At 71.2% G+C, this 21,826-nt stretch carries 17 protein-coding genes; 4 read left to right on the top strand and 13 right to left on the bottom strand.

What is annotated here, in order from left to right; all coding sequences use genetic code 11:
• Positions 1-47 precede the first annotated feature (47 nt).
• On the bottom strand, positions 48-1,550 hold the full coding sequence (locus tag Manayef4_RS07930) for an MFS transporter (protein WP_070131147.1): 1,503 nt from the start codon (positions 1,548-1,550) through the stop codon (positions 48-50).
• A gap of 223 nt (positions 1,551-1,773) precedes the next feature.
• The gene (locus Manayef4_RS07925; protein ID WP_083282345.1) at positions 1,774-2,469 is read right to left on the bottom strand and encodes a TetR/AcrR family transcriptional regulator; all 696 of its coding nucleotides are present in this window, start codon (positions 2,467-2,469) and stop codon (positions 1,774-1,776) included.
• Between the two features lie 495 nt (positions 2,470-2,964).
• Between Manayef4_RS07925 and Manayef4_RS07920 the strand changes: the two genes are divergently transcribed.
• Both Manayef4_RS07920 and Manayef4_RS07915 read left to right on the top strand, forming a co-directional pair.
• The gene (locus Manayef4_RS07920; RefSeq protein WP_070131146.1) at positions 2,965-3,975 is read left to right on the top strand and encodes an alpha/beta hydrolase; all 1,011 of its coding nucleotides are present in this window, start codon (positions 2,965-2,967) and stop codon (positions 3,973-3,975) included.
• A 186-nt stretch (positions 3,976-4,161) separates the two neighbouring features.
• Entirely contained in the window at positions 4,162-5,181 is a 1,020-nt protein-coding gene (locus Manayef4_RS07915; RefSeq protein ID WP_083282350.1) for a universal stress protein, read from the top strand.
• A 50-nt stretch (positions 5,182-5,231) separates the two neighbouring features.
• Here the strand turns inward: Manayef4_RS07915 and Manayef4_RS07910 are convergent, their stop codons facing one another.
• Together Manayef4_RS07910 and Manayef4_RS07905 are read right to left on the bottom strand one after the other, a co-directional pair.
• Complete coding sequence (locus Manayef4_RS07910) at positions 5,232-6,293, bottom strand: LLM class F420-dependent oxidoreductase (RefSeq protein ID WP_011437151.1); 1,062 nt, start codon at positions 6,291-6,293, stop codon at positions 5,232-5,234.
• 138 nt (positions 6,294-6,431) lie between these two features.
• Positions 6,432-7,298, bottom strand: a complete 867-nt coding sequence (locus tag Manayef4_RS07905) for a class I SAM-dependent methyltransferase (RefSeq protein ID WP_083282344.1) — start codon at positions 7,296-7,298, stop codon at positions 6,432-6,434.
• A 469-nt stretch (positions 7,299-7,767) separates the two neighbouring features.
• On the opposite strand from Manayef4_RS07905, the gene Manayef4_RS22675 reads away from it, so the two are divergent.
• Entirely contained in the window at positions 7,768-8,688 is a 921-nt protein-coding gene (locus Manayef4_RS22675) for a class I SAM-dependent methyltransferase (RefSeq protein WP_083282343.1), read from the top strand.
• Here Manayef4_RS22675 and Manayef4_RS07895 read toward each other — a convergent pair.
• The 8 genes from Manayef4_RS07895 to Manayef4_RS24840 form a co-directional block, all read right to left on the bottom strand.
• Positions 8,585-10,510, bottom strand: a complete 1,926-nt coding sequence (locus tag Manayef4_RS07895; protein WP_070131144.1) for an ABC transporter ATP-binding protein — start codon at positions 10,508-10,510, stop codon at positions 8,585-8,587. The two genes, Manayef4_RS22675 and Manayef4_RS07895, sit on opposite strands and share 104 nt — an antisense overlap.
• Positions 10,507-11,385: an ABC transporter permease gene (locus Manayef4_RS07890; RefSeq protein WP_070131143.1), complete on the bottom strand. Its 879-nt coding sequence runs from the start codon at positions 11,383-11,385 to the stop codon at positions 10,507-10,509. The genes Manayef4_RS07895 and Manayef4_RS07890 overlap by 4 nt, the downstream gene beginning before the upstream one ends.
• Complete coding sequence (locus Manayef4_RS07885) at positions 11,382-12,365, bottom strand: ABC transporter permease (RefSeq protein ID WP_349257431.1); 984 nt, start codon at positions 12,363-12,365, stop codon at positions 11,382-11,384. Before Manayef4_RS07885 ends, Manayef4_RS07890 begins: the two co-directional genes overlap by 4 nt.
• A gap of 13 nt (positions 12,366-12,378) precedes the next feature.
• A complete protein-coding gene (locus Manayef4_RS07880; RefSeq protein ID WP_011437157.1) occupies positions 12,379-14,046 on the bottom strand; it encodes an ABC transporter substrate-binding protein in 1,668 nt (555 codons plus the stop codon).
• Positions 14,047-14,965: 919 nt separating this feature from the next.
• On the bottom strand, positions 14,966-15,835 hold the full coding sequence (locus Manayef4_RS07875) for a helix-turn-helix transcriptional regulator (RefSeq protein WP_070131141.1): 870 nt from the start codon (positions 15,833-15,835) through the stop codon (positions 14,966-14,968).
• A gap of 462 nt (positions 15,836-16,297) precedes the next feature.
• On the bottom strand, positions 16,298-17,011 hold the full coding sequence (locus Manayef4_RS07870; RefSeq protein WP_070131140.1) for a response regulator transcription factor: 714 nt from the start codon (positions 17,009-17,011) through the stop codon (positions 16,298-16,300).
• Positions 17,012-17,426: 415 nt separating this feature from the next.
• Positions 17,427-18,992, bottom strand: a complete 1,566-nt coding sequence (locus Manayef4_RS07865) for a 4-hydroxyphenylacetate 3-hydroxylase N-terminal domain-containing protein (protein ID WP_254665518.1) — start codon at positions 18,990-18,992, stop codon at positions 17,427-17,429.
• Positions 18,989-19,942, bottom strand: a complete 954-nt coding sequence (locus Manayef4_RS24840; RefSeq protein ID WP_175443343.1) for a hypothetical protein — start codon at positions 19,940-19,942, stop codon at positions 18,989-18,991. Before Manayef4_RS24840 ends, Manayef4_RS07865 begins: the two co-directional genes overlap by 4 nt.
• A gap of 565 nt (positions 19,943-20,507) precedes the next feature.
• On the opposite strand from Manayef4_RS24840, the gene Manayef4_RS26460 reads away from it, so the two are divergent.
• A complete protein-coding gene (locus Manayef4_RS26460) occupies positions 20,508-21,236 on the top strand; it encodes a helix-turn-helix transcriptional regulator (RefSeq protein WP_082456850.1) in 729 nt (242 codons plus the stop codon).
• Here the strand turns inward: Manayef4_RS26460 and Manayef4_RS07850 are convergent.
• A partial coding sequence (locus tag Manayef4_RS07850) for an ATP-dependent Clp protease proteolytic subunit (protein WP_070131138.1) occupies positions 21,216-21,826 on the bottom strand: 611 nt, incomplete at its 5' end. The two genes, Manayef4_RS26460 and Manayef4_RS07850, sit on opposite strands and share 21 nt — an antisense overlap.

Here is a 21,826-nt window from a genome sequence, read left to right as displayed (position 1 = left end):
GCCGGGCGCGGGCCGGGCCGGTCGCTCACGCCGGCCCGGCCCGGGTCTCAGCCGGCGTGCGCGGGGACGACCTCGACGTTGGTAGTCGACTCCCGCCCGGCCCGGATGAGCACGACGATCACCACCGCCGCGAGCGCGATGAGGATGGCGCCCCACAGGAACGCCGTGGTGTAGCCCTCGATCTGCGCCTGGTCGAGAAGCGCCTTCCCACCCCGCCCGTGATCGGCCAGGTAGTTGGTGACGGCCGTCGCGTAGACGGTGTTGAGCAACGCGGTTCCCAGCGCCCCGCCGATCTGCTGGGTCGTGTTGACCAGCGCGCTGGCCACCCCCGCGTCGTGCGGGGCGACCCCGATCAGCGCGAGGTTCGACAGGGGCACGAACGAGAAGCCCATGCCGATGCTGATCAGCAGCTCGGAGGGCAGGATGTGCACGACGTAGCTCGAATCCGTCCCAACCCCGAGGAGCAGCGCCATCCCGACCGCCGCKAGCGTCGTGCCGGTGCCGGCCAGCACCCGGGGTCCGACGCGCGGCAGGAACTKGCTGGCAAGCCCCGCGGAGACGATGATCCCGCCGCTGAACGGCAGGAACGCGAAGCCGGTCTTCAGGGCGCTGTAGCCGAGCGTCTGCTGGAAGTAGTACGTCAGGAACAGGAACATCGCGAACAGGCCGGCCCCGGTCAGCAGCGAGGCCAGGAACGAGCCGCCGCGGTTGCGCTCCCACGGCACCCGCAGCGGCAGCAGCGGCGCGCTGGTGCGGGACTCGACGACGACGAAGGCCACGAGCAGCACAGCCGCACCAACCAGCAGCCCGATGGTGCGGGCGTCGCCCCAGCCATCCTCGGCGGCCACGGTGAAGCCGTAGACCAGGGCCACCAGGCCCGCGGTCACCGTCACCGCGCCGGGCAGGTCGTAGCGGGCCTCGCCCTCCGCCCGGCTCTCGCGCACCACCGGCAGCGCGAGTACCGCGGTGATGATCGCGATCGGCACGTTCACCAGCAGGCACCACCGCCAGGAGGCGTACTCGGTGAGCAGGCCGCCGACGATGAGACCGATCGCGGCGCCACCGCCGGAGATCGCTCCGTACACGCCGAACGCCTTGGCCCGCTCGTGGCTTTCGGTGAAGGCGACGGTGATCAGCGACAGCGCGGCCGGCGCGAGCAGGGCCGCGAACGCGCCCTGCAGCGCCCGCGCTGCGAACAGCAGCCCGGCGTTCGGGGCCAGGCCGCCCAGCGCCGAGGCCAGCGCGAAACCGAGGAGTCCCCAGCTGAAGGCCCGCTTGCGCCCCAGGTAGTCGGCGACGCGCCCGCCGAGCAGCAGCAGACCGCCGAAGGCCACGGTGTACGCGGTGATGATCCACTGCCGGTTCGCGGTGGAGATGTCGAGATCGGCCTGCGCGTGCGGGATCGCGATGTTCATGATCGCGGCGTCGAGGACGACCATGAGCTGCGCGACAGCGATGATCCAGAGCGCGAGCCAGCGCCGTGGATCGGGCGAGCCGTCAGCCGCGTCCACCGGAYGGTCCTCCGCCTGGTGGTCGAGGGTTGTGGTCACAGGGAAGCTCCTAGCCGGTCGGACCTGAAACGGGGACGAACGAACGCCACGAGTTCGGGCGAGGCGACCCGGTGCGGTGGGGATGGTGCCGATGGGGATGGTGCCGATGGACGGCGCCCCCGGGACCGGGCGGTCCGTGGCGGCGTCGGTGACGCGGCAGTGGCAGGGACAGGGACAGTGGCAGTGGCAGGGACATCGAACAGGAGTTCGAGCAGGGAATAGCTCAGGCGTTCGAGTTGACCCCGGACGGGGGTGTTTCGGGCCGGAGTGTCGTTCCGGGCCGGCCAGCCAGCAACGGCATGAGCACGTCGTCCACCATATGATCGACGAACGCATCGTCGAGCGGCTCGCCGGTGACGAGCAGGCGACAGAAAATCATCGCCATGACGATCTCCATAATMACGTCGAAATCGGCCGACACAGAGATCTCCCCCCGTTGCGAGGCCCGAGCGAACATGCAACGGCCGATCTTCGCTTTGTTCTGCAGGATGTTGGCCTGCACGACCGCGGCCAGCCGCGGGGACTCGCTCGCGGCCCGGAGCACGCCGATGAGCAGCGCACCGTCGGGACCGGTAATCGTGTCGATCATGAGGTGCACCTCGGCGGCCAGGTCGTCCCGCAGGCACCCGGTGTCAGCCGGAACGCGGTCGCCGGGACCATGCCGGCGCAGGGCCTCCACGACCATCTCGTCCTTGCACGACCATCGGCGGTAGATCGTCGCCTTGCTGGCTCGGGCCCGGGCCGCGACGGCGACCATGCTCATCCGCTCATACCCGACCTCGACGAGCAGTTCCAGCGCGGCGTCCAGGATCGCCCGTTCCCGGGCGTCGTCCCGGGGCCGGCCACGCCCGGCGCCACTCGGCGGGGAAATCGGTTTTCGCCCTTCCGTCTCGGACGCTTCTCCGGAGTCGACGCKCATGGCCGCGACGCCGAGGAGAAGGCGTAATGAACATTACCTGGACCAGAGAAACAGTACCGTACTGTACTGAAAATACCAGCTCCCCACACCGTGTGGTGCTGGTCACATCCACTACCCGTCACCAACACCCGTACCCGCACCCGCACCGCGTCGGCCCCGGCCCCGGCCCCGGCCCCGGCCCCGGCCGCAGGCTCCGGCCGCAGGCTCCGGCTCCGGCCGTGATCCGGGTGTCCCGAACGGACAACGCCCGGGGCCGTCCGTCTGGWATGTCAGTGAACGCCAAGATCAAGGGATTCATCATGCGATCGGACGTTCGGAACGGTCAGAGCGGCAGGGCATGATGACTGGCGGAGGCGAGAGTTCCGTCCCCGCTGACCCCTGCCCGGCCGATCCCCGTCCCGCCGATCCCCGTCCYGCGGACGGCCCTCCGGAAGGGAGATTGTCATCATCCGCTCCGCCCAGCACCGATTCCTCGCCGCTGCCGCCACCGGCGGCATGCTCGCACTCGGCCTGGGCCTGGCGGCGTGCTCCCGGCACGGCTCCACCCCTCGCCCCTCGTCGCCGACAGCGTCGGGCCCGGGTGGCCCGAACAGCACACTCGCGCAGGCCGGCACGCCCGAGGAGTCCGACGGCCTGTGGGTCCTGCGCGACGTGCCCTACGCGCCGGTCTCGCCGGCACAGCGGCTGGATCTCTACCGCCCCTCCCCGCCGGCCCCGACGGCGGGTGCCGAGGGGGCCCGGGTGGTCCCCGGGACGGTCCTGCCGGTGGTGCTCACGATCCACGGTGGCGCGTTCATGCTCGGCGACAAGCGGGACGACCTGCCGGTGGTCCGGGCACTCGTCCACGCCGGATACGCCGTCGCCAGCCTGAACTACCGGCTGTCCGGGGAGGCGAAGTTCCCGGCCGCGGTCCAGGACGTGAAGGCGTCCGTCCRCTGGCTGCGGGCCCACGCGGGCACCTATGGCCTGGACCCCTCCCGCATCGCCGCGACCGGCGCGTCGGCCGGGGCCTACCTCGCGGTGATGCTGGGCACGACGAGCGGCGTGGCGATGTTCGACGACCCGGATCTCGGCAACCCCGGGGTGTCCAGCGACGTCCAGGCCGTCGTCGACTTCTACGGCCCGGTGAACTTCGCCTCGATGGACGCCCAGCTGCGCACGAACGAGCGGTGCACCGTGGCCGACGCCCAGCACGACCGGCCCCACTCGCCGGAGTCGCGCTTCCTCGGCCGCACCGTGACAGCCGTGCCCCAGCTGGTACGGGTGGCGAGCCCCCTGAACTACCTGAGCCGCGGGCCGCTGCCGCCGTTCCTGATCGAGCACGGGGACGCGGACTGCACGGTCCCCCACCAGCAGTCGCTGGAACTCGCCCACGCGCTGCGCACCGCCGGAGCGCCGGCAGTGGACGTGACGATCGTGCCGGGCGCCGGCCACGGCGGTGYCTTCCCGACCCGGGAACGGATGGGCGTCGTTCTGGCGTTTCTGCACCGCACCATCGGCCGCTGACGGCCGGCACACCACCCGGCGCTCCATCGAGCAACCACCTCTGCGACCTCAGGCCGCGGGCCATCCGGCAGGGTCATGACCCGGCCGCAGGCCCCACCGGCTCACCCCGCGCGTCACGTCGCGGGGGTCACCTTCAGGCGGAACCATGGCGGTGGCGGGGGACACCACGGCGAGAGGGTGATGGCGATGTCGGACACCACGGCACAGCCGGACAGCGCGGCACAGCCGAACAGCGCGGCACAGCCGAACAGCGCGGGGTACGCGCGCCCCGCCGGGCCGGCGGACGCCCGCAACCCCGCCGGGCAGGCCGTCGAGGTGGCGGACGCGGAGTCCGCCGCCGGTGGGATCGTCGTCGGGGTCGACGGTTCACCCGCGTCCGTCGCCGCGATCCGGTGGGCCTGTGACGAGGCCGCCCGGCGCCTGGTCCCGGTGATCGCGGTACTGGTATGGGACGTCATGGGCGAACCGCGGCCGGTCTTCGAGACCGCGGCGAACGCCGACCGCGAGGGTCTGGCGCACGCCGCCACGCGGGTTCTGGACACCGCGCTGACCRCCGCCCGGGTCAGCGATCCGACAGTGCGGATCATCCGGCGGGTCGAGGAGGGCAGTCCCGTCCCGGAGCTGCTGCGGGCCGCGGTCGGCGCGCGGATGATCGTCGTCGGCGAGCGCGGTCACGGGGCCCTGCACCGGCTGGTGAGCGGCTCGGTGAGCCAGGGTGTGGTGCACTATGCCTCCCTGCCGGTCGTCGTGGTACGGCCGGTCGCCCCGGCCGCCGGCGTCGACGACCGGCCGGTGGTCGTCGGCGTGGACGGCTCGGCCCTMTCGCTCACGGCACTACGGTGGGCCGTCGAGGCGGCGATGCTCCGCAAGAGCGCCCTGCACGTCGTGCATGCCTGGCACCTGGACATCCCGATCTACCCGGGGAGCTACGCCGATATCGGATCGGTGCTGGCGGAGCAGGCCCAGCAGACCCTCGACCAGGCCGTCTCCACGATCGTCACCGAGCACGCCGGCGGGCTACCCATCCCCGTTATGAAGGAGACCGTCGCCGATGGCCCCGCCCATGCGCTGCTGCGGGCCTCGGCTGACGCGCAGCTGCTCGTGGTCGGCAGCCGCGGGCACGGCGGCTTCGCCGAACTGCTTCTCGGTTCGGTGARCCACCAGTGCGTCCTGCACGCGCACTGCCCGGTGGCCRTGGTCAGGTAGCGGCGCGGCCCGTGGTCGGGGAACCGGCACGGTTCGTCCGGCGAGATCGATCAGCCGACGCCAGCCGGCGTTGGGATGCGGGGGCGCAGCGTGCTCAGCAGGCCGAGGACCCGGTCGGCCAGGTCCTGCTCTCCCCCGCCGGCCGATCCAGCTGATCCGGCGGTGTCCCACGAGCCGAGCAGGAAGGACGGAGTCAGGCGGACGTAGAGCTGGATCGCGGTAACCCCGGGCTGCACATATGCGGCGATCTGGTCGCGGCACTGCTCGGGCGTGCCGTGGATGAACAGGGCGTCAATGACCTCATCGGGTAGTGCCCGGGCGGCACCACGCTGGTCCCCGGCGGTCCAGCGCTCGTGGGACTCGGCGAGCCGTTCGCCGTTGCCGAGCCATTCGTGGAAGGCATGGTAGGGGGTCTGGTTGAGGATCCAGGTGAGGAACGGCCGGCTGTCGCGGCGGGCGACGTCCGGATCGGCGTTCGGGCTCACGAAGACCTTCACCACCAGCTCCTTGCCCGCTGGCTGCGGTCCGACGACGGCGCGGACCTTGATCAGATCTTCGGGGGACAACAGATTGGTGACGGCACCATCCCCCTCGGTGAAGCCGAGCTTGAGCATGCCGGGCCGCAGCGCTCCCAGGATGACCTTCGGCGTCTCGATCGGAGGATTCGGTATGGCGAAGCCGCGGATCGCGAACGTGTCGAAGGCGCCGGAGACCACCTCGCCGCGCAGCGCCCGGGTGAGGAAACGAAGCGTGTCCCGGGTCCGGCGGAAGGGCTCGTCGAACGGGATGCCGTTGAGGTCGGTCACGTGGGCGGGCACCGACGAACCGATGCCAAGGACAAGCCCGCCGAACGTCAGATCGGCCAGGGTCGCCGCGGTCTGGGCGAGCACCGCCGGGCCGCGGGTGTGGACGGGCACGATCGCGCTCGCCAGGCGCACCCGGGGATCCCAGGCGGCGGCGACCGCGAGCGGGGTGAACGCGTCGATGCCGCCGCCTTCGGCCGTCCACACGTCGCTGTAGCCAGCGTCAGCGAGTCCCGTGACGATGCGTCGATGGTCCCGCAGCGGGATGCCGGGCAGAGGAAGGGTGACACCGAAGCGCGGAGTGGTCACGGGAGTACCTCACGGGTGGTCGACGGTGTTCGGTCAGATGGTCGTCGCGGAGACGGAGGACGAAGGACGAAGGACGAAGGACGGAGACGGAGGACGAAGGACGGAGACGGAAGGGCGGGAGTTCCCGCGCCCGTAAGCTCAGGCCGGGGGGCGCCGGCCCCAGGCCGCGATGATGCTGGGCCCGAGGTCGAGGAAGTCGGGATCGGCGAGCAGGGCCAGGGCCGAGTCGAGATCGGCGCGGGTGAGCAGGCCGCTGGCGACAAGGTAGTCGGCGGACTGGCTGAACGTCGCACGCCACAGGCGCCCGATCTCGTTGGAGCCGCCAACCGGGTAGTACGTGGCGTGCAGACCGGCGTCGACCAGGCCCGCTCGGGTCAGCGGCGCCGGCAGCGTTCGCCCCCACCACAGGTCCGACCCGATCGACGACGCCATTGCCTGGCCGATCGCCTCGAAGGCGTGCCGGAATTMGTCGTGCGGTGACGAGTCAACCGGGGACAGCACGAGATCCTCAGTGACCAGCCARCCGCCCGGGGCCAGCCAGGAGACTAGCCGCCGCAGCACCTCCTCACGTTCGGGGATGTGCATGAGGACGGTGCGGGCATGGATGAGGTCGAAGGAGCCCGGCTCGAAGTCGTGGGTGCGCACGTCCGCTTGGACGATCCGCAGGTTCGACCGGCCGGTGTCGTCGAGGAAACTCGTGCTCACGTCGACCGCGGTCACCTCCCCGCCGGGGAACCGGTCGGCCAGCCAGTAGGCGACCGAACCCGCACCGGCACCGATTTCCAGGAACCGCCCTCCGTCTGCGATTCCCCGCGCCTCGAGAACGGCGTGCGTGGCCGGGTCCACCTGTGATTCCAGCAGTTGCAGCCGACCGAGTTCCGTGGAGATGTCGTGGCTGAGGATGCCCTGGACGTATCCGACCGACGTGTCGGGCTCGGAACGCTGTGCAGCGATCACGTCTCGCGCCGGCGCCAAAGCCGCATCGAATTCCGTTGTACTGGTCATCGTCTCCCCTGGGCATGGTTCTGGGCCGGCTCCGGKCGGTCGCAGCCAAGTCCCAGACCGGTTGCGGACCAGCTCCGGTCCGGCACGGCGGTACCGATGTCTGTGCGGTTTCCACCGTCGTACCTGGTTTCCACCGTCGTACCTGGTTTCCACCGTCGTACCTGGTTTCCACCGTCGTACCTGGTTTCCACCGTCGCGGCTTCCACTGCCGCGAACAGTTTCCGCGTCCCGGCCCGCGACCCATTCCAGTCGGCTCGCGGCGGCGGGTCCAGAGGCATCACGGTGCTGTTACCAGTACTAACAGGATGTYGACTATGGACGCAGAAAGCTACCTTGACCCCACACGAACACGATGCCTAATTTCAAAACTCATGGCACGGAACTCGGCGCTTGGCGCGAGCCCGTGATGCACGATGGCGGACCGTCAGTACGTCGGATCGGTTGACATACCTCGGCTGGGGAGAAGCAGATGACGCAGACCGTCACGGCACAGGCGGCCCGACTCGGCGGATACGACGACGCCAGCCGGCTTCGGCAGGCTCAGGACACCGACTGGGTGCTCGGGTTCGCCGATCYGACCGCCCGGTCCGTCGCCGATCTCGGCTGCGGCATCGGTTCCCTGCTCGCCGCGGCGCTCGACCGCCTGCCCGACGCCGTCGACGCCCTGGGCCTGGATCGTGAGGAGTCCCGGCTCGCCGAGGCTCGACGCAAGCTCGCCCCCTACGCGACCCGGGTACGGTTCCGCTTCGTCCAGGCCGATCTGCGCCGGCCCCCGCAGCTGGCCGACGATGCGGGTTCCACGGCGTTCGACCTGGTCACCCTCACCGCGGTCCTGCACTGGATCCACCCTGACGAGGAGCAGCTGGTGCGGTGGATCTCCATGCGACTGCGACCCGGCGGCGCCTTCCTGCTCACCACCCACCATCCCGAGCACGACGAGTACGGGTTCGGTGGCAGCGACGACCTCGCCCGGCAGGCCCTGGTCCGCCTGGGCCATGCGGCCGAGGACGTACCCAGGCTGCTGGCGGCGGCCGGGATCATTCCGATCGCCGTACGCACCCTGTCCGTGGACGACACCGCGACCCTGCTCGACGCGTACTTCGACATCGACGGCGTCGACGAACGCCCGGCACTCGTGCGGGCCGCGAGCGGCGAAGAGTACCAGCGGTTCCACGCGGCGACCTTTGGCACCTACTACAGCCGGCTCGTCGGTGCGGATCGCCAGGAGGACTATTTTCGGGCGATCGGGGAGGTCGCGCAGCACCGCCTCGACACCGACGGGCACATTACCCAGATGCCGGTACGGCTGTGGCGCTGTCGGCCACGGGCGTCCCGGCCTGCGGAGACGGCCCGGCCTGCGGAGACGGCCCGGCAGCCGATAGGGGGGTAGGCGGTGCGGGGAGCCGGGGCACCGCGGCGAGCAGCCGTACGGTGTAGGGGTGCCGGGGGGCGGTGAAGACCGTCTCCACCTCCCCGGACTCGACGATCCGCCCGTCGTACATCACCAGGACCCGGTYGCTGAGGTGCCGCACGACGCCGAGGTCGTGAGAGACGAAGACCATGGCCAGACGGTGGGTCCGGCGCAGGTCGACAAGCAGGTCCAAGACCTGGGCCTGGATGGACACGTCGAGCGCGGATACCGGTTCGTCGCAGATCAGCACCTGCGGTTCCACGGACAGCGCCCGGGCGATGGCCACCCGCTGCCGCTGGCCGCCGGACARCTCGACCGGTCTGCGCCGTAGTTCCCGCGCGGAGAGCCCCACCTGTTCCAGCCGTCGGACGGCGGCGTCGCGGCGCTCGGTCCGCGCGACCCCACCCACCCGCAGCGCCTGCGTCAGGATCCGGCCCACCGTCAGTCGTGGGTCGAAGGAACCCAGCGGGTCCTGGAAGATCGCCTGGATCTGCCGACGGCGTGGTCGGCGCTCACGCTCCGACACCGAGCTGCCCCGGCCGCCCCCAGGATCCGACGGACCGACCCAGGGAACGCCGCCGAGCAGCACCTCACCCGCGTCGGGTTCGGTCAGACCCAGCATGATCCGGGCGAGCGTCGTCTTCCCCGAACCGGACTCGCCGACGAGCCCGAGGGTCTCCCCGCGGCGCAGCGCGAAGGAGACGTCCCGGACCACCTCGCGTCGCTCTCCGTCCGTCGTCCGGAACGCCTTGCGCAGTCCCGTCGCCCGCAGAAGGATCTCGGCGCCGGTCGAGCCGCCCGCGTCGAGCCCGGCAGACGCGAGCCCGGCTTCGTCGACGGGTCCGGCCAGCCGGCTGCCCCTGGTCCGTGCGGAGGGCACGGCGGCAAGCAGCTCGCGGGTATAGGCGTGCGTGGGATCGCCCAGCACCCGCTCGGTCGGGCCACTTTCCAGGATCACTCCGTCGCGCAGCACGGCGACCCGATCGGCGAGCCGGGCAACGACCGCCAGGTCATGGCTGATGAGCAGCAGTCCCATCCCGCTCGCACGCAGACCGGCGAGCAGATCGAGGATCCGGGCCTGGACCGAGACGTCGAGAGCGGTGGTCGGCTCGTCGGCGATGAGCAGGTCCGGGGTGCCGGCCAGCGCCGCGGCGATCAGCACCCGCTGGCGCAACCCGCCGGAGAGCTGGTGCGGGTACTGCCGGGCACGGACCTGTGGATCAGGAATGCCGGCCCGCGCCAGCAGCGTCACGACGCGGGGGCCACGTTCGGCTCGCGCGACCGGGCCATGCGCCCGCAGCGCCTCGTCGACCTCCTGCTCGACCCGCCGCAGCGGATCGAGGGAGCCGAGGGCGTCCTGGAGCACCAGGCCGATCCGGCGGCCACGCAGGGCGCGCCATTCCCGGTCCCGCAGCCCGATGAGGTCGGTCCCGCCCAGGCGCAGCCGCCGGGCCTGGACCGTCGCGCCCGCTCCGGCGAGTCCGACGAGGGCGCGGGCGGTCACGCTCTTACCCGATCCGGACTCGCCCACGAGGGCCACACACTCCCCCGCGCCGACATCGAAGGAGATTCCCCGCACCGCCTCGACGGCCCGAGCGCCCCGGCCGAAGGAGACCCGCAGCCCGTCGACGGTCAGCAGGGTCGCGGACGGCTCCTTCGCCCCCCGCCCGCTCGGAGGTATCGAACCAGGGGGCTCCGACCCCAGCGGTGCCAGGTTCGGCGATGCCACGTTTGGCAGTGCCAGGTTCGGCGGTGCCAGGTTCGGCGGTGCCGGCGGTGAGACCTGCGGCTGGTCGTTCACGGAGTCCGTCCCTCCACCCGCAGGCGGGCATGGCGGCCGAGCACGGTCACGGCGACGACCGTGGCGGCGATCGCCGCCCCGGGGAACACCACGACCCACCAGGCGGTGTCGATGACGCCCCGGCCGTCGGCGAGCATCGCCCCCCACTCGGGGGCCGGYGGCTTCGTACCGAGGCCTAGGAAACTCAACRCCGAACCGGAGATGATCGCCGTCCCGATGCCGACGGTGGCCAGCACGAGCAGCGGTCCGAGCGTGTTCGGCACGATGTGGCGCAGCATGATCACCGACCGGGGCAGGCCGAGCGCCACCCCGGCGTCGACGAACCCGGCATGGCGGACGACGAGGGCACGCGACCGCACAACCCGCGCGTAGCTGGGGACCGCCGCGATGCCGATGGCCACCGCCGCGTTCACCGATCCTGGACCGACGATGGTGATGACCAGCAGCGCGAGCAGCAGTTCGGGGAAGGCAAGCAGCAGGTCCACGAGCCGCATGAGCAGCCCGTCGGCGAACCGGCCGCCGAGGGCCGCCGCGAGGCCGACCGTCGCCCCGATCCCCGCGCCGAGCGCGGTCGCTCCGGCACCGAGCAGTAGCGAATGCCGGGCGCCGGTGACCACCCGCGCGAAGACGTCCCGGCCCAGCTGGTCGGTGCCGAACCAGTGTGCCCAGCTCGGTCCGCGCAGCGCCTCGCCGAGGTTCGTCCCGTCCGCGGGATGGCGGCTGAGCAGCCCCGGCCAGGCGGTCGCGACAAGAAGCAGGACTATCAGCAGGCCGGCCGCGATCAAACCGGGACGCGGCCGGCCACCGCCGGTGCCGGCCAGGGCACCGGCGGCGGGCGGCTCGGTCCCGGGGCGGGTTTCCCCGACCGCGGTCACCGGGACACCGCCAGATCAACCGCCGTGGCCCTCCCGGCACCGGATCCGTCGTCGCGCAGTCGCGGGTCGATGAGCAGGTAGAGCAGGTCGACTACGCTGTTCACGACGACGAAGACCGCCGCGGACAGCAGCACCACCGCGGTGACCACCGGGATGTCCTTGGYCGAGATCGCCACGAGGGTCACCCGACCGATCCCCGGCCGGGCGAACACCGCCTCGGTGACGACGGCGCCGCCGAGCAGGCTGCCCACCGCCCAGCCGAGCAGGGTGACGAGCGGGAGCGCGGCATGGCGCAGGGCATGGCGGGTCAGCACACCCACCGCGCCGATGCCGCGGGCGCGAACCGAGACGACGAACGGAGCCTCCAGCGCGGCGTCAAGGCYCTCCCGCAGCACCTGGGCAAGGACCCCGGCGATCGGCAGGGCCAGCGCGGACGCCGGGAGGACCAGTCCGGACGGGCCAGTGGCGCCGGCGCTGGGAAACCAGCCGAGATGCGCGGAGAAGAGGGTGATGAGCAGGATGCCGATCCAGAACGTCGGGCTCGACACGACGAGCAGCTCGGCGCTGGTCGCCAGCATCCGGCCGAGCCGGTGGGTGGTGCCGCCCCGGCCGGCGGTCGACACCGCGAGTCCGACCGCCAGCAGCGCGGCGAGTGCGGACGCCGTGAGCGCCAGCTGCACCGTCGGCCACACCTGACCGGACAACACCTCCACGACCGGCCGCTGCAGCTGGTAGGAGGTGCCGAGATGGCCGGTCACCAGGCGGCGCAGCCAGGTGCCGTACTGGACGACGAGCGGCGACTGGAATCCGTACGTCTCGTTGATCTGCTCCCGAAGCTGCGGCGAGATCCCGAACGTAGGCYCGATCAAAGTGTCGACAGGATCACCCGGTACGACGTGCAGCGTCACGAAGGCCAACGTCGCCGCGCCCCATAGGACCCCGGCGCCCACGACCAGCCGGCGCAGCAGGAACCTCGCCACAGCCCGCACTAGATCAGCCCACCCAGCTGTCGTAGAACAGCGGGAAGGCGTCCGCGTCGAAGGTGATGTCGTGGACCTTCGACGCCGTGCCGACGGTCCGGGTGAACACGTAGATCGGCAGGGTGTACGCGTGGTCGATCACATATTTCTGCACCTGCCCGTAGGCCTTCTTGCGGGCGGCGAGATCCGTCGTGCCGGCGCCGGTCGCGAGCCAGTCGTCGACCTCCGGCACCGCGATCCCGGAACTGTTCGCCCCGCCCTGGGTGAACGCCAGATTCGAGGCGAACAGTGTACGKAGCAGGTCGGGGTCGGACTTGCCCCAGCTGTAGGCGATCAGGTCGTAGCCGCCGGCGTTGCGCTGGGTGGTGTAGGCGCCCGAGTCCATCGAGTAGAGCTTGGTGGCGATGCCGACCTTCTTCAGGTCGGCCTGTACCGCCTGGCTGACGATGTCGCGCTGCTCGCGGTTGAAGGCGCCGACGTAGGGCCAGTCGAGGACGAGACGCGCGCCGTTCTTCGTGCGGTAGCCGTCGGCGTCGCGGCCGGTGTAGCCGGCCTCGTCGAGTAGCTTGTTCGCCGCGGTGACGTCATGGGGGAAGGCCTTCTCGAGGCTGCGATCGTAGGCGATGTTCTTTGGCGTCAGCGTGCTCCACGCGCGGGCGTACTGGCCGGCGTAGACCGTCTTCACGATCGTGTCGACGTCGACGGCGCGCTGGACGGCCTTACGGACCCGCTCGTCGGAGAACGGCGCACGCCTGGTGTTGAAGTAGATCGAGTAGTTGGCGTTCTGCGGAATCACCTTGAGTAGCCGCAGGGAGGTATCGCCCTCGATCGCGGCGACGTTCTGCGCCGGCACGCCGTCGGCGGCGTCGATCTCCCCACTGCGCAGCGCGCTCACCCTCGTCGCGTCCTCGGGCAGGAAGCGGATGGCCAGCTTGTCGAGGTAGGCGGCGCCGGTGTGCTTCGCGCCGCCGGGGGCCGAGGTGTAGCCGTCGTTGCGGGTGAACTCGGCGACCGATCCCTTCACATAACGGGTGAAGCGAAACGGCCCGGTACCCACCGAGTTCGGCCCGCCCGAGCAGAGGGTGTCCGGCGCGTCGGCGATCTTCTTCGACGACTCGATGCCGAGGTAGGTCGTGGCGGCCGCGGCGAGGAATGCCGCGTACGGCTTGGAGAAGGTGACCTTGGCCGTGTGCGGGTCGACGACCTCGGTGCCGACGTAGGGGCCGAGCAGCGCCACCGCGTACTGYGACTTCGTTGACTTCGCCGCGATGTGGTCGAAGTTCGCCTTCACCGCCGCCGCGTCGAACGGTGTGCCGTCGTGGAACGTCACGCCGTCCTTGAGCTTGAAGGTGAACGTCTTCGCGTCGGCTGAGACCGTCCACGACGTGGCCAGCCACGGGCCGACCCCGCCGCCCGGCTGCTGCGTCACGAGCGAGTCGAACACACCCCGCTGGATGACGGCGGTGACGTCGGCCGGGCTGACGTGCGGGTCGAGGCAGTCGCCCTCGGTGGCCACCGCGAAGGTGAGCGTGCCGCCCCGGTGCGGTGTTCCGCCCGCCCCGTTCGCGCTGGTGGAGCCGGCGGGTGCCGGATCGGACGCGCAGGCGCCGAGCATGGCGGCGGCGGCCGCGACGGCCGCGACGCGGACGGCGGGGTGGAATCGGGGACGTGGGCGTTTCATGGATGCTCCAGATAGGGCGGACGCGACGATGGCCTCACCGGGTCATGCGGCCCGGCGGCCGAGGGGCACGGGGAGCCGCAGCCGGCGGCCCGGGCGCGTGCCGTACGAGCACGGACCAGCACGAACGGGGAGGTAGTCGCCGATGGTGCTACTGCCGTACCAGCCCAGACAGGCAGCGGTTCATCCTGTTATCGCGGCTCATAGACATCGCCGCAAGCCCGTGCGCGTCGCCCCGCGGCCCGCCCCGCCCGAACCGACCCCGCCCGAACCGACCCCGGCCGAAAGGCACCCTCAGGTAACCTGAGCGGGGTCAAACGGTCGTAGCGACGCCCCGATACCCGAGATGGCGTGGACCGATGCCCGCGACATGCGGGCCCCAGGTCATGGCGGTCGACTACGCCCTGGCGGGCTGGCCGCCCGGCACATCCCCGGCCATCCGGCGGACTAAAGTCCCCGCCGAGGAGATCTGCACCGACCCCCGATCCCGGCGGCGGACCATGCCGAAAGGCCAACTCACCCGCGCACCAGGGAAGATCACAGATATCTGATCATGCTATGAAAGATCACACCACCAGCGCTGGTGGATCCAGGTAGACCGCAGGAAGGAAGGGCCGACACGGTCGGCACAGCCAGCGCAGCTGTCACACATACACAGGCACGCCACGACGTCATCGGGCGAGATACGCCCGCGGGAACGCCACGACCTCCGCCAACGCCTCCCTCGCAGCCCCCGAACTAGGCACCGCGATGTGCCAGCAGTGCCCGGTGCCCGCCCACGCGCGGTACGTGACACGGCCCCCGGCGGCGGAAGCCCCGCGTCCCGTGCGGCCAGCAGGGCCGCCGCCGTGCAGATGCAGCACCATCGCGCGCCGGCCGCCGGCCGCCGGCCGCCGGTGGCGGGCCGGGCCGCCGGTCGCGGTCAGGCCGAGAGCCGCTGCCGCGCGGCGGGGTCCGGGCGCCCCGCCGCGCCCGGCGTCTCGGCCGCCAGCCGGGTGAGCAGCTCCCGGTCCGCGGGCGTCGCGGGCGTCTGGAGCCAGATGGTGGACTCCGGATCATCACCCGGTCGCAGCACCGACAGCATCAGCGAAATGTCGCCGAGCGGCGTGGCCGCGCTGACCGTGCGGCCCGTGAACACGCGCACGGACCGGCACTGCCACCAGGCACGCAGCTCGGGGCGCGCCTGTTCGAGCAGCTCCAGCACGGCACGGCCGCGCTGGTCGTCGGGATGATGACCGATCTGGGCGCGGAACTGGGCGAGCAGGTCCTTGGCCACGTCCTCGGACCCGCCCATCCCGTCCCGGGTCCGGGGCTGCGCCACCAGCAGCCACAGCAGGTTGCGCTGGGGCTCGSGCACGTCGGCGGGATCCCCCCACAGGACGGTGTAGGCGTCGTTCCAGGCGGTGACGTCGAAGCGCCGGTCGAGCAGCAACGCCGGACAGTTCGGCCAGTTGTCCAGCACCGAACGCAGCGCCTTGACGAGGGTGTGGTGGCGGTCCGCTGGCGGCGTGTGCAGGCCGGCGAGCGCCAGGGCGTGGCGACGACCGTCGTCGTCGAGCCGCAGGGCCCGGGCGACGGCCTCGAGGACCTGCCGGGACGCGGCGACCCGGCCTTGTTCCAGCCAGGTGTACCAGGCGAGGCCGAGGCCGGAGAGCGCGGCGACCTCCTCCCGGCGCAGCCCCGGGGTGCGGCGGCGAGGTGTGGCGGGCAACCCGACGTCCTCGGGTCGCAGGCGCTCACGGTGGGCACGAAGAAAGAATCCAAGCTCACGCTGGCGGGYGTCGTCGCTCATCGGTTCCAGTCGGATCGGGCGGCCTGGTCGACACCGCCGATCCGGCACATCCGGCACATCCGGCACATCCGGCGGGCGGGACAGCATCGACACAGGGACACGCGGTCAGCAGGACTGCTACTACCCTCAGTCGCCAACAACGCCTAACAGCAGTCACCCATGTGATGGCTGAAATCCAGCCACCGCCGCCGGATCAGCGCAGGCCGAAACGGCCGAGCGGACCGTCCAACGCAAGAGGACACAGCCCCATGGTGRCATCGCCCGGCAGCCATGTCCGGCGCTTACCCGGAGAGATCGCGCCATTTACATGATCGAATAACGTCAGCACGAATTTCGACACCCGAAGCAACCTATCAATAACCACAAGTAATAGATCTGTGATGATCAGCCGGAATCCGGATCATCGAAAACACCGACTCGCGGAACGTGTTCATCCCGCCATGGCGCCCGCGGCCACCCCGATCATTCGATCATCCGGTCCGGCGCCGATCCGCGGCCGGACCCACGCCCACGGCCCGTCCAGCCGGCATGCGGACCGTCCAGCAGTCCGTGCCGATAGGCGTAGAGGCCGGCGCGTAGCCGGTMCGGCTGGCCGATCTTGCGCATCGCACCGGTGAGGTACCGCTTGACCGTTGCCTCGGCCAGGGCGAGCTCGCAAGCGATCTCCGCGTTCGACAGACCGCGGGCGAGTTGGCCGAGCACCGCGCGTTCCCGGGAGGTCAGCCCGAGGGCCTGCGGTGGCAGCTCGGCCTGGACCGGCGGCCCCGGCACCCCCGTCGGCGGCGGCGCGGGCAGGAAGACCACGCCGCCGAGCGCGGCGATGGTGACCGCGTGGGCGAGGTCGGCAGGCGGGGCGTCCGGCAGCACCGCCCCCGACGCCCCGGTGGTGAGGATCTGGGTCAGTTCGGCGCAGGTGGCCAGCGGCCGCAACAGCAGAACGCGCGTGGTGGGGATCCGGTCGCCCTCCACGCGCAGCCGGCGCACCGCCGCGAGGTCGGTCGCGAGATCCCCCGCGAGCCCGAGCAGCAGGACCCGGGGACGCGAGCGGCGGATCTGCGGCAGCGCGGCATCCAGCCGATGGCCGCGGCCGACGACGTCGAGCCGGCAGATCGTCGAGAGCAGCAGGTGCAGCCCCGCCCCGGTCACCGGATGGGCGTGCAGCAGAAACACCGACACGCCGCCGTCGATTCCCGTGGGCGTGAGATCCTTGGCGTACGCGGGACACTCGGGCTGCGCGGACGCCTCGGCGCGAACGGGAACCCCAGGACAGGCCGAAACCCTGACCCACGGCGGACCCCCGGAGGACCCGGAGGACCCGGAGGACGCAGAGGACCCGGAGACCTCGGCACGGACGGGAGGGGGCGAGGCGGCTCCGATCGTCATGACTCCGGGTCCTTACCACGAGGAGCGAACGCGGGCCGGCGGTATCACCCCGTCGTCCCGCGTGCAGGGGGCTGGCCTGACCGTAGGCACCTTCGGGTAGCTCAACCAGGTAGGCGGTGGTATCGCTAACACCCTCCGCGCACACCGTCCCCKGACCCCTCCGCCCGGTCCGACAGCCACCGGTCCGACAGCCACCTGCCGTCAAGCCTCAGAGCGGACGGGTGATCAGCTCCCGGATCTGGTCGGTGACAGGTCCCAGGTCATCCCGGCGGAGCAGGTTGATCCGGTTGCGGGTGATGTCCCCGCGGTGGACGAACTCATAGAGGTCCTGACGCTGCCCGAAGCTGTCCGCCGTGAGCTCCCAGGCCAGCCGGAACAGCCGTGACTTCTCCTCGACCGGGAGGTTCGCGCCCCGCATGTACCGATCGAGATAGGGCCGCAGGTCGGCGGCGGCGAGGTCACGCTCGCTGGGCTGCATGAGGACACCCGACGAGCCGATCCGCCGCACGATCTCCACCGCCCGGCCGGCGACCTGCGCCGACCACACGCGGCTCGCGTCGGTGTTACCCGGCGCGAGCAGGCCGCCGTCCGTCGTCTCGGCCCTGGCCTCCCCCGCGTCGAGAAAGTACCCGACGAGGTCAACGTAGCTCGCCAACTCCCCGAGGTCCTCCTGGACGTGACGCAGCCCCGAGGCTCCGATCGCGTCGGCGAGCAGCGTGCCGACGGCGAGCAGGGTCCGCAGCCGTTCCTGGTAGCGGATGTGGCCGGCGGCCGCGCTCCAGGCGTTGATCCGTCCGAGTCCGACCCGGGCGAGGTTGCCGTCGCGCAGCAGGAACACCCGGTCCCACGGAACCAGCACGTCGTCGAAGAACAGCATGGCGTCCTGCTCGTCGAACCGGGACGCGAGCGCGTGGGCGTGCCCGTACGGCCGGGCCCCCAGCGGCTCCCGACAGAGGATCTTCACGCCTGGGGTAGCCAGCGGCAGGCCGAACCAGATCACGAACTGCTCGGCCTCGCGCTGCGCGAAGCTCGCCGAGAGGTACACGAGCACCTCGTGGGCCAGTGGGGCCAGCGTCGTGAGCTGCTTGGCGCCCCGGACGACGACGCCGTCGTCCCGCTCGGCGATGATGCGCAGCGCGAGATCGGGATCGTCCACGGGGCTGGTGGTCCGGTCGATCTGCGGGTCGCCCAAAGCGTGGCCGAGGACCAGGTCATTGGCCGCACAGTGCCGGTAGAAGGYCACCGCGTTGGCGCCGAAGCCGGCCTGGTTGCACTCCAGATGCTCCCGGAAGTCGAGCAGACCCACCGCCACGTTCGCCATGAACGACGGCGACCGGCCGTGCTGACCCCAGGACTCGCGCATCCACACGGCCGTGCTGCGCCGCCGGGCCCGCAGATCGTCCAGCGTGCGCGGCAGCTGGTAGGACCAGCCGACGCGGGTTCCCGCCTCGGGTTCGTGGACGGTGAGCACGTCGCGCAGATCCGGGTCGTGCTGCAGGTCGAACAGCCGGGCCAGCTCGTCAACGGCGCCCCGGAAGGCTGGATGCGTCGCCACGTTCGCGACCTTCTCCCCGTCGAGCCACACCTCGCGGCCGTCGTTGAGGCTCGCCCGGTACCGCTCCCCGGTCATCAGCCCCTGCGCGGCAGGCGGCGGGGTTCCCAGCGGCGAGTCGGCCGGGGGATCGGCCGTCGCACCGGCGGGGTGGTCACCGGCGGCTGGTCGGCCCGGATCGTCGATGGCGCCGGGATGACCGCTGTCGGTCACGAGGGTCATGGCCTGATCTCCGCTCTGTGGACAATGTCGGTGGCGCCGGTGGCGCCGGTGGCGCCGGTGGTGCCGGTGGTGCCGGTGGTGCCGGTGGTGCCGGTGGTGCCGGTGGTGCCGGTGGTGCCGGTGGTGCCGGTGGTGCCGGTGGCGGTCCAGACGCAGCCACGGTCGACCTGCCCCGGTCCGGCGACCGACCCGGCCACGACGGCAGGCTGGCCGCCCGGAGCGGGCACGGCCACGCCGGCTGACGGGACCGAGGGGTCGTCATGCAGCAGGCGGAAGGCCGGTTCGTATCCCTTGGCCCGGATGTTCGCCGAGAGGGCAGTGGTGCAGAACGAACAGGGGGAGGCCAGGGTGAGGGGCACGCCCCGGGCGCGGGCCTGCTCGCGGTAGTCCCAGATGCCACAGTGCGAGATGATCAGGGTCGCTTGCATGGGCTCGTCGGTGTCGACCGCGTAACGGGAGGAGTAGAGATCCGCCTGGCGTGCGAGCCGGTGGACGACGTCGGCGGGCCGGCCGGTCGGCTCGGGCTCCACCTTGCCGAAGACCGAGGCATTGGCCCTCGCCCAGTCGACGAGCTCCGCCTCGCCCCAGCGCGACACGATGAACCGTTCGATCAGTGCCTGCGCGCGGAAGAACACCCGCTGCCAGGCCGTCGGATCACGATCGTCGGGCGTCGKGAAGTCGGCGAAGATCTCGGCCTGGGTATGCAGCCAGTCGAGTAGACGCAGATCGGCGTGGTGTTCCAGCAGGAACGTCGTCATCCCCGACTCCGCCTCGAGCAGGCGCTGCTGCCACAGGGCTACGCGGTCGTCTCCGGTMATGTCGAGGGCCGGAGCCGGGGTAGACGACCCGGACGCCGTCGCCCGCGGGGATGCGCCGGGCGGCTCAAGGTGGGCGTGGGGACGGGTGCCGAGGACCGCCATCGGCACCGACGCGGCCGAGGACATGGACATGGGTATGGCCATCGGCGTGGCAACGGCACGGGGCACGTGTGTGGGAGCCTCCACGGATCTCCTGTCCCTGGCGGCCCCGGCTAAGCGGGCCACCGCGACGACCGTTCCGGAGACCGGACGGTCAGGATGAATCACGACGGAAACGACGCTAAGTGCGCGGATGATGTAGAAATACCGACCTTTGGTGCATCTTCGTGCCACTTTCGGCGTCCGTCTCCTCACACGTTGTCGCCGTATGCATCGGCGCCGCACGGTTCGTCCGCCGTCGGCAACTCCGGCGGCCGTCGGCAACTCCGGCGGCCGTCGGCGACTTCGCGGCAAAGGTGTGGGCGGAATGCCGGGTGCGGTACTTGCGGTTCCGGCGAGGGCGCAGCGGATACGCTCGGTGCCTTAGCCCTCCATCGACTTACCCGGGGGTGGCTGCGGCAGCGGTCGCCTTCCCACCCACGTGATCAGTATCCGGGACGCGTGTATCTATCAGGACGCGAGCGCCCCTCCGATTCCCTGACCCTTCAAGGCACCAGTCCCCCGGAGGTTCCTGATGGCGATGACGGATGATGCCGAGATGCCGTTGCTGCGCCGGCTGGTCGGGCAGGCGCTGCGCCGACGTCGCCTCGCTCAGGGCCGCACCCTGCGGGACGTGGCGGACGCGGCGCGGGTGTCGACGCCCTACCTCTCGGAGATCGAACGCGGCCTGAAGGAGGCGTCTTCGGAGATCCTCGCCGCGGTCTGCCGGGCGCTGCACATCCGGCTGTCCGATCTGCTGGACGAGGTGCGTCTGGAGCTCGCCCGGCTCGAACCCGAGGTCACCCCCGTGACATCGCCTGGGCCGCTGTCCGCCGTCCACGGGCAGGCGACACCACCGATCACGGCCCGCGTCATCTCCGCTGACCTGCACGCCGCCAGCGGCACCGCGGCCACCGCCAGCATCACGGGCTCGGCTGGCATCGAAACAACCGGTGTCGGCGCAACGGTCGGCGCGGCGTCGCCCTTCGGCGTGTCGCCGAACCTGGGACTCTCGCCGAGCTTCCGGGCCGCCGTCCATACCGGCCGGGTGGTGGTGCCCAGCCCGCGGCGAGCCGCCGTCGCTCCCGGTCCGCGGGGATCGGGGAGATCGGAGGGGCCGGGCAGGTGGTCCCGGCCCGCGGCCGCCTTCCGGCCGCAGCATAGTCGGCCGGAAGGCGGCCGCGGGCACGCTCGTCGACAGGTCGGCCTGTGGCCAGTCGACGTGTGGCAGGCCGACCGGAGCGGCCAACCGCCGGATCGCACCCGGTCAGGCGCTGCGTGCCGATAGAAGCCGGGCGGCCTTACGGCTCATGATGACCTCGTCGATGAGGCCGTACTCCTCGGCCTCATCGGCACTGAAGATCTTATCGCGTTCGGTGTCGCGACGGATCTCCGTCTCGGTACGACCGGTGTGGCGGGCGAGCATCGTCTCCTGCAGCGCCCGTACGCGCAGGATCTCCCGCGCCTGGATCTCGATGTCGCTCGACTGGCCCTCGCCCTGCGCCGACGGCTGGTGGATGAGGATCCGGCTGTTCTCCAGCGCGAACCGCTTCCCCGGCGTGCCCGCCGCCAGCAGCACCGCCGCCGCCGACGCCGCCTGACCCATGCAGATCGTCGAGATGTCCGGCCGCACGAACTGCATCGTGTCGTAGATCGCCGTCAACGACGTGAACGACCCACCCGGCGAGTTGATGTAGATCGAGATGTCCCGGTCGGGATCCTCGGACTCCAGGAACAGCAGCTGCGCCATCACGTCGTTCGCCGACACATCATCGATCTGCACACCGAGAAAGACGATCCGCTCCTTGAGCAGCTTCGAATACGGATCCATCGAGTACTCGCCGCGGGAGGTCCGTTCCACGATGTTCGGCAGGACGT

It is taken from the genome of Frankia sp. CgMI4 (assembly GCF_001756285.1).
Lineage (GTDB): Bacteria > Actinomycetota > Actinomycetes > Frankiales > Frankiaceae > Frankia > Frankia casuarinae.
The sequence above is the reverse complement of the archived record's forward strand: the minus strand, read 5'-3'. Positions and strand labels throughout refer to the sequence as shown.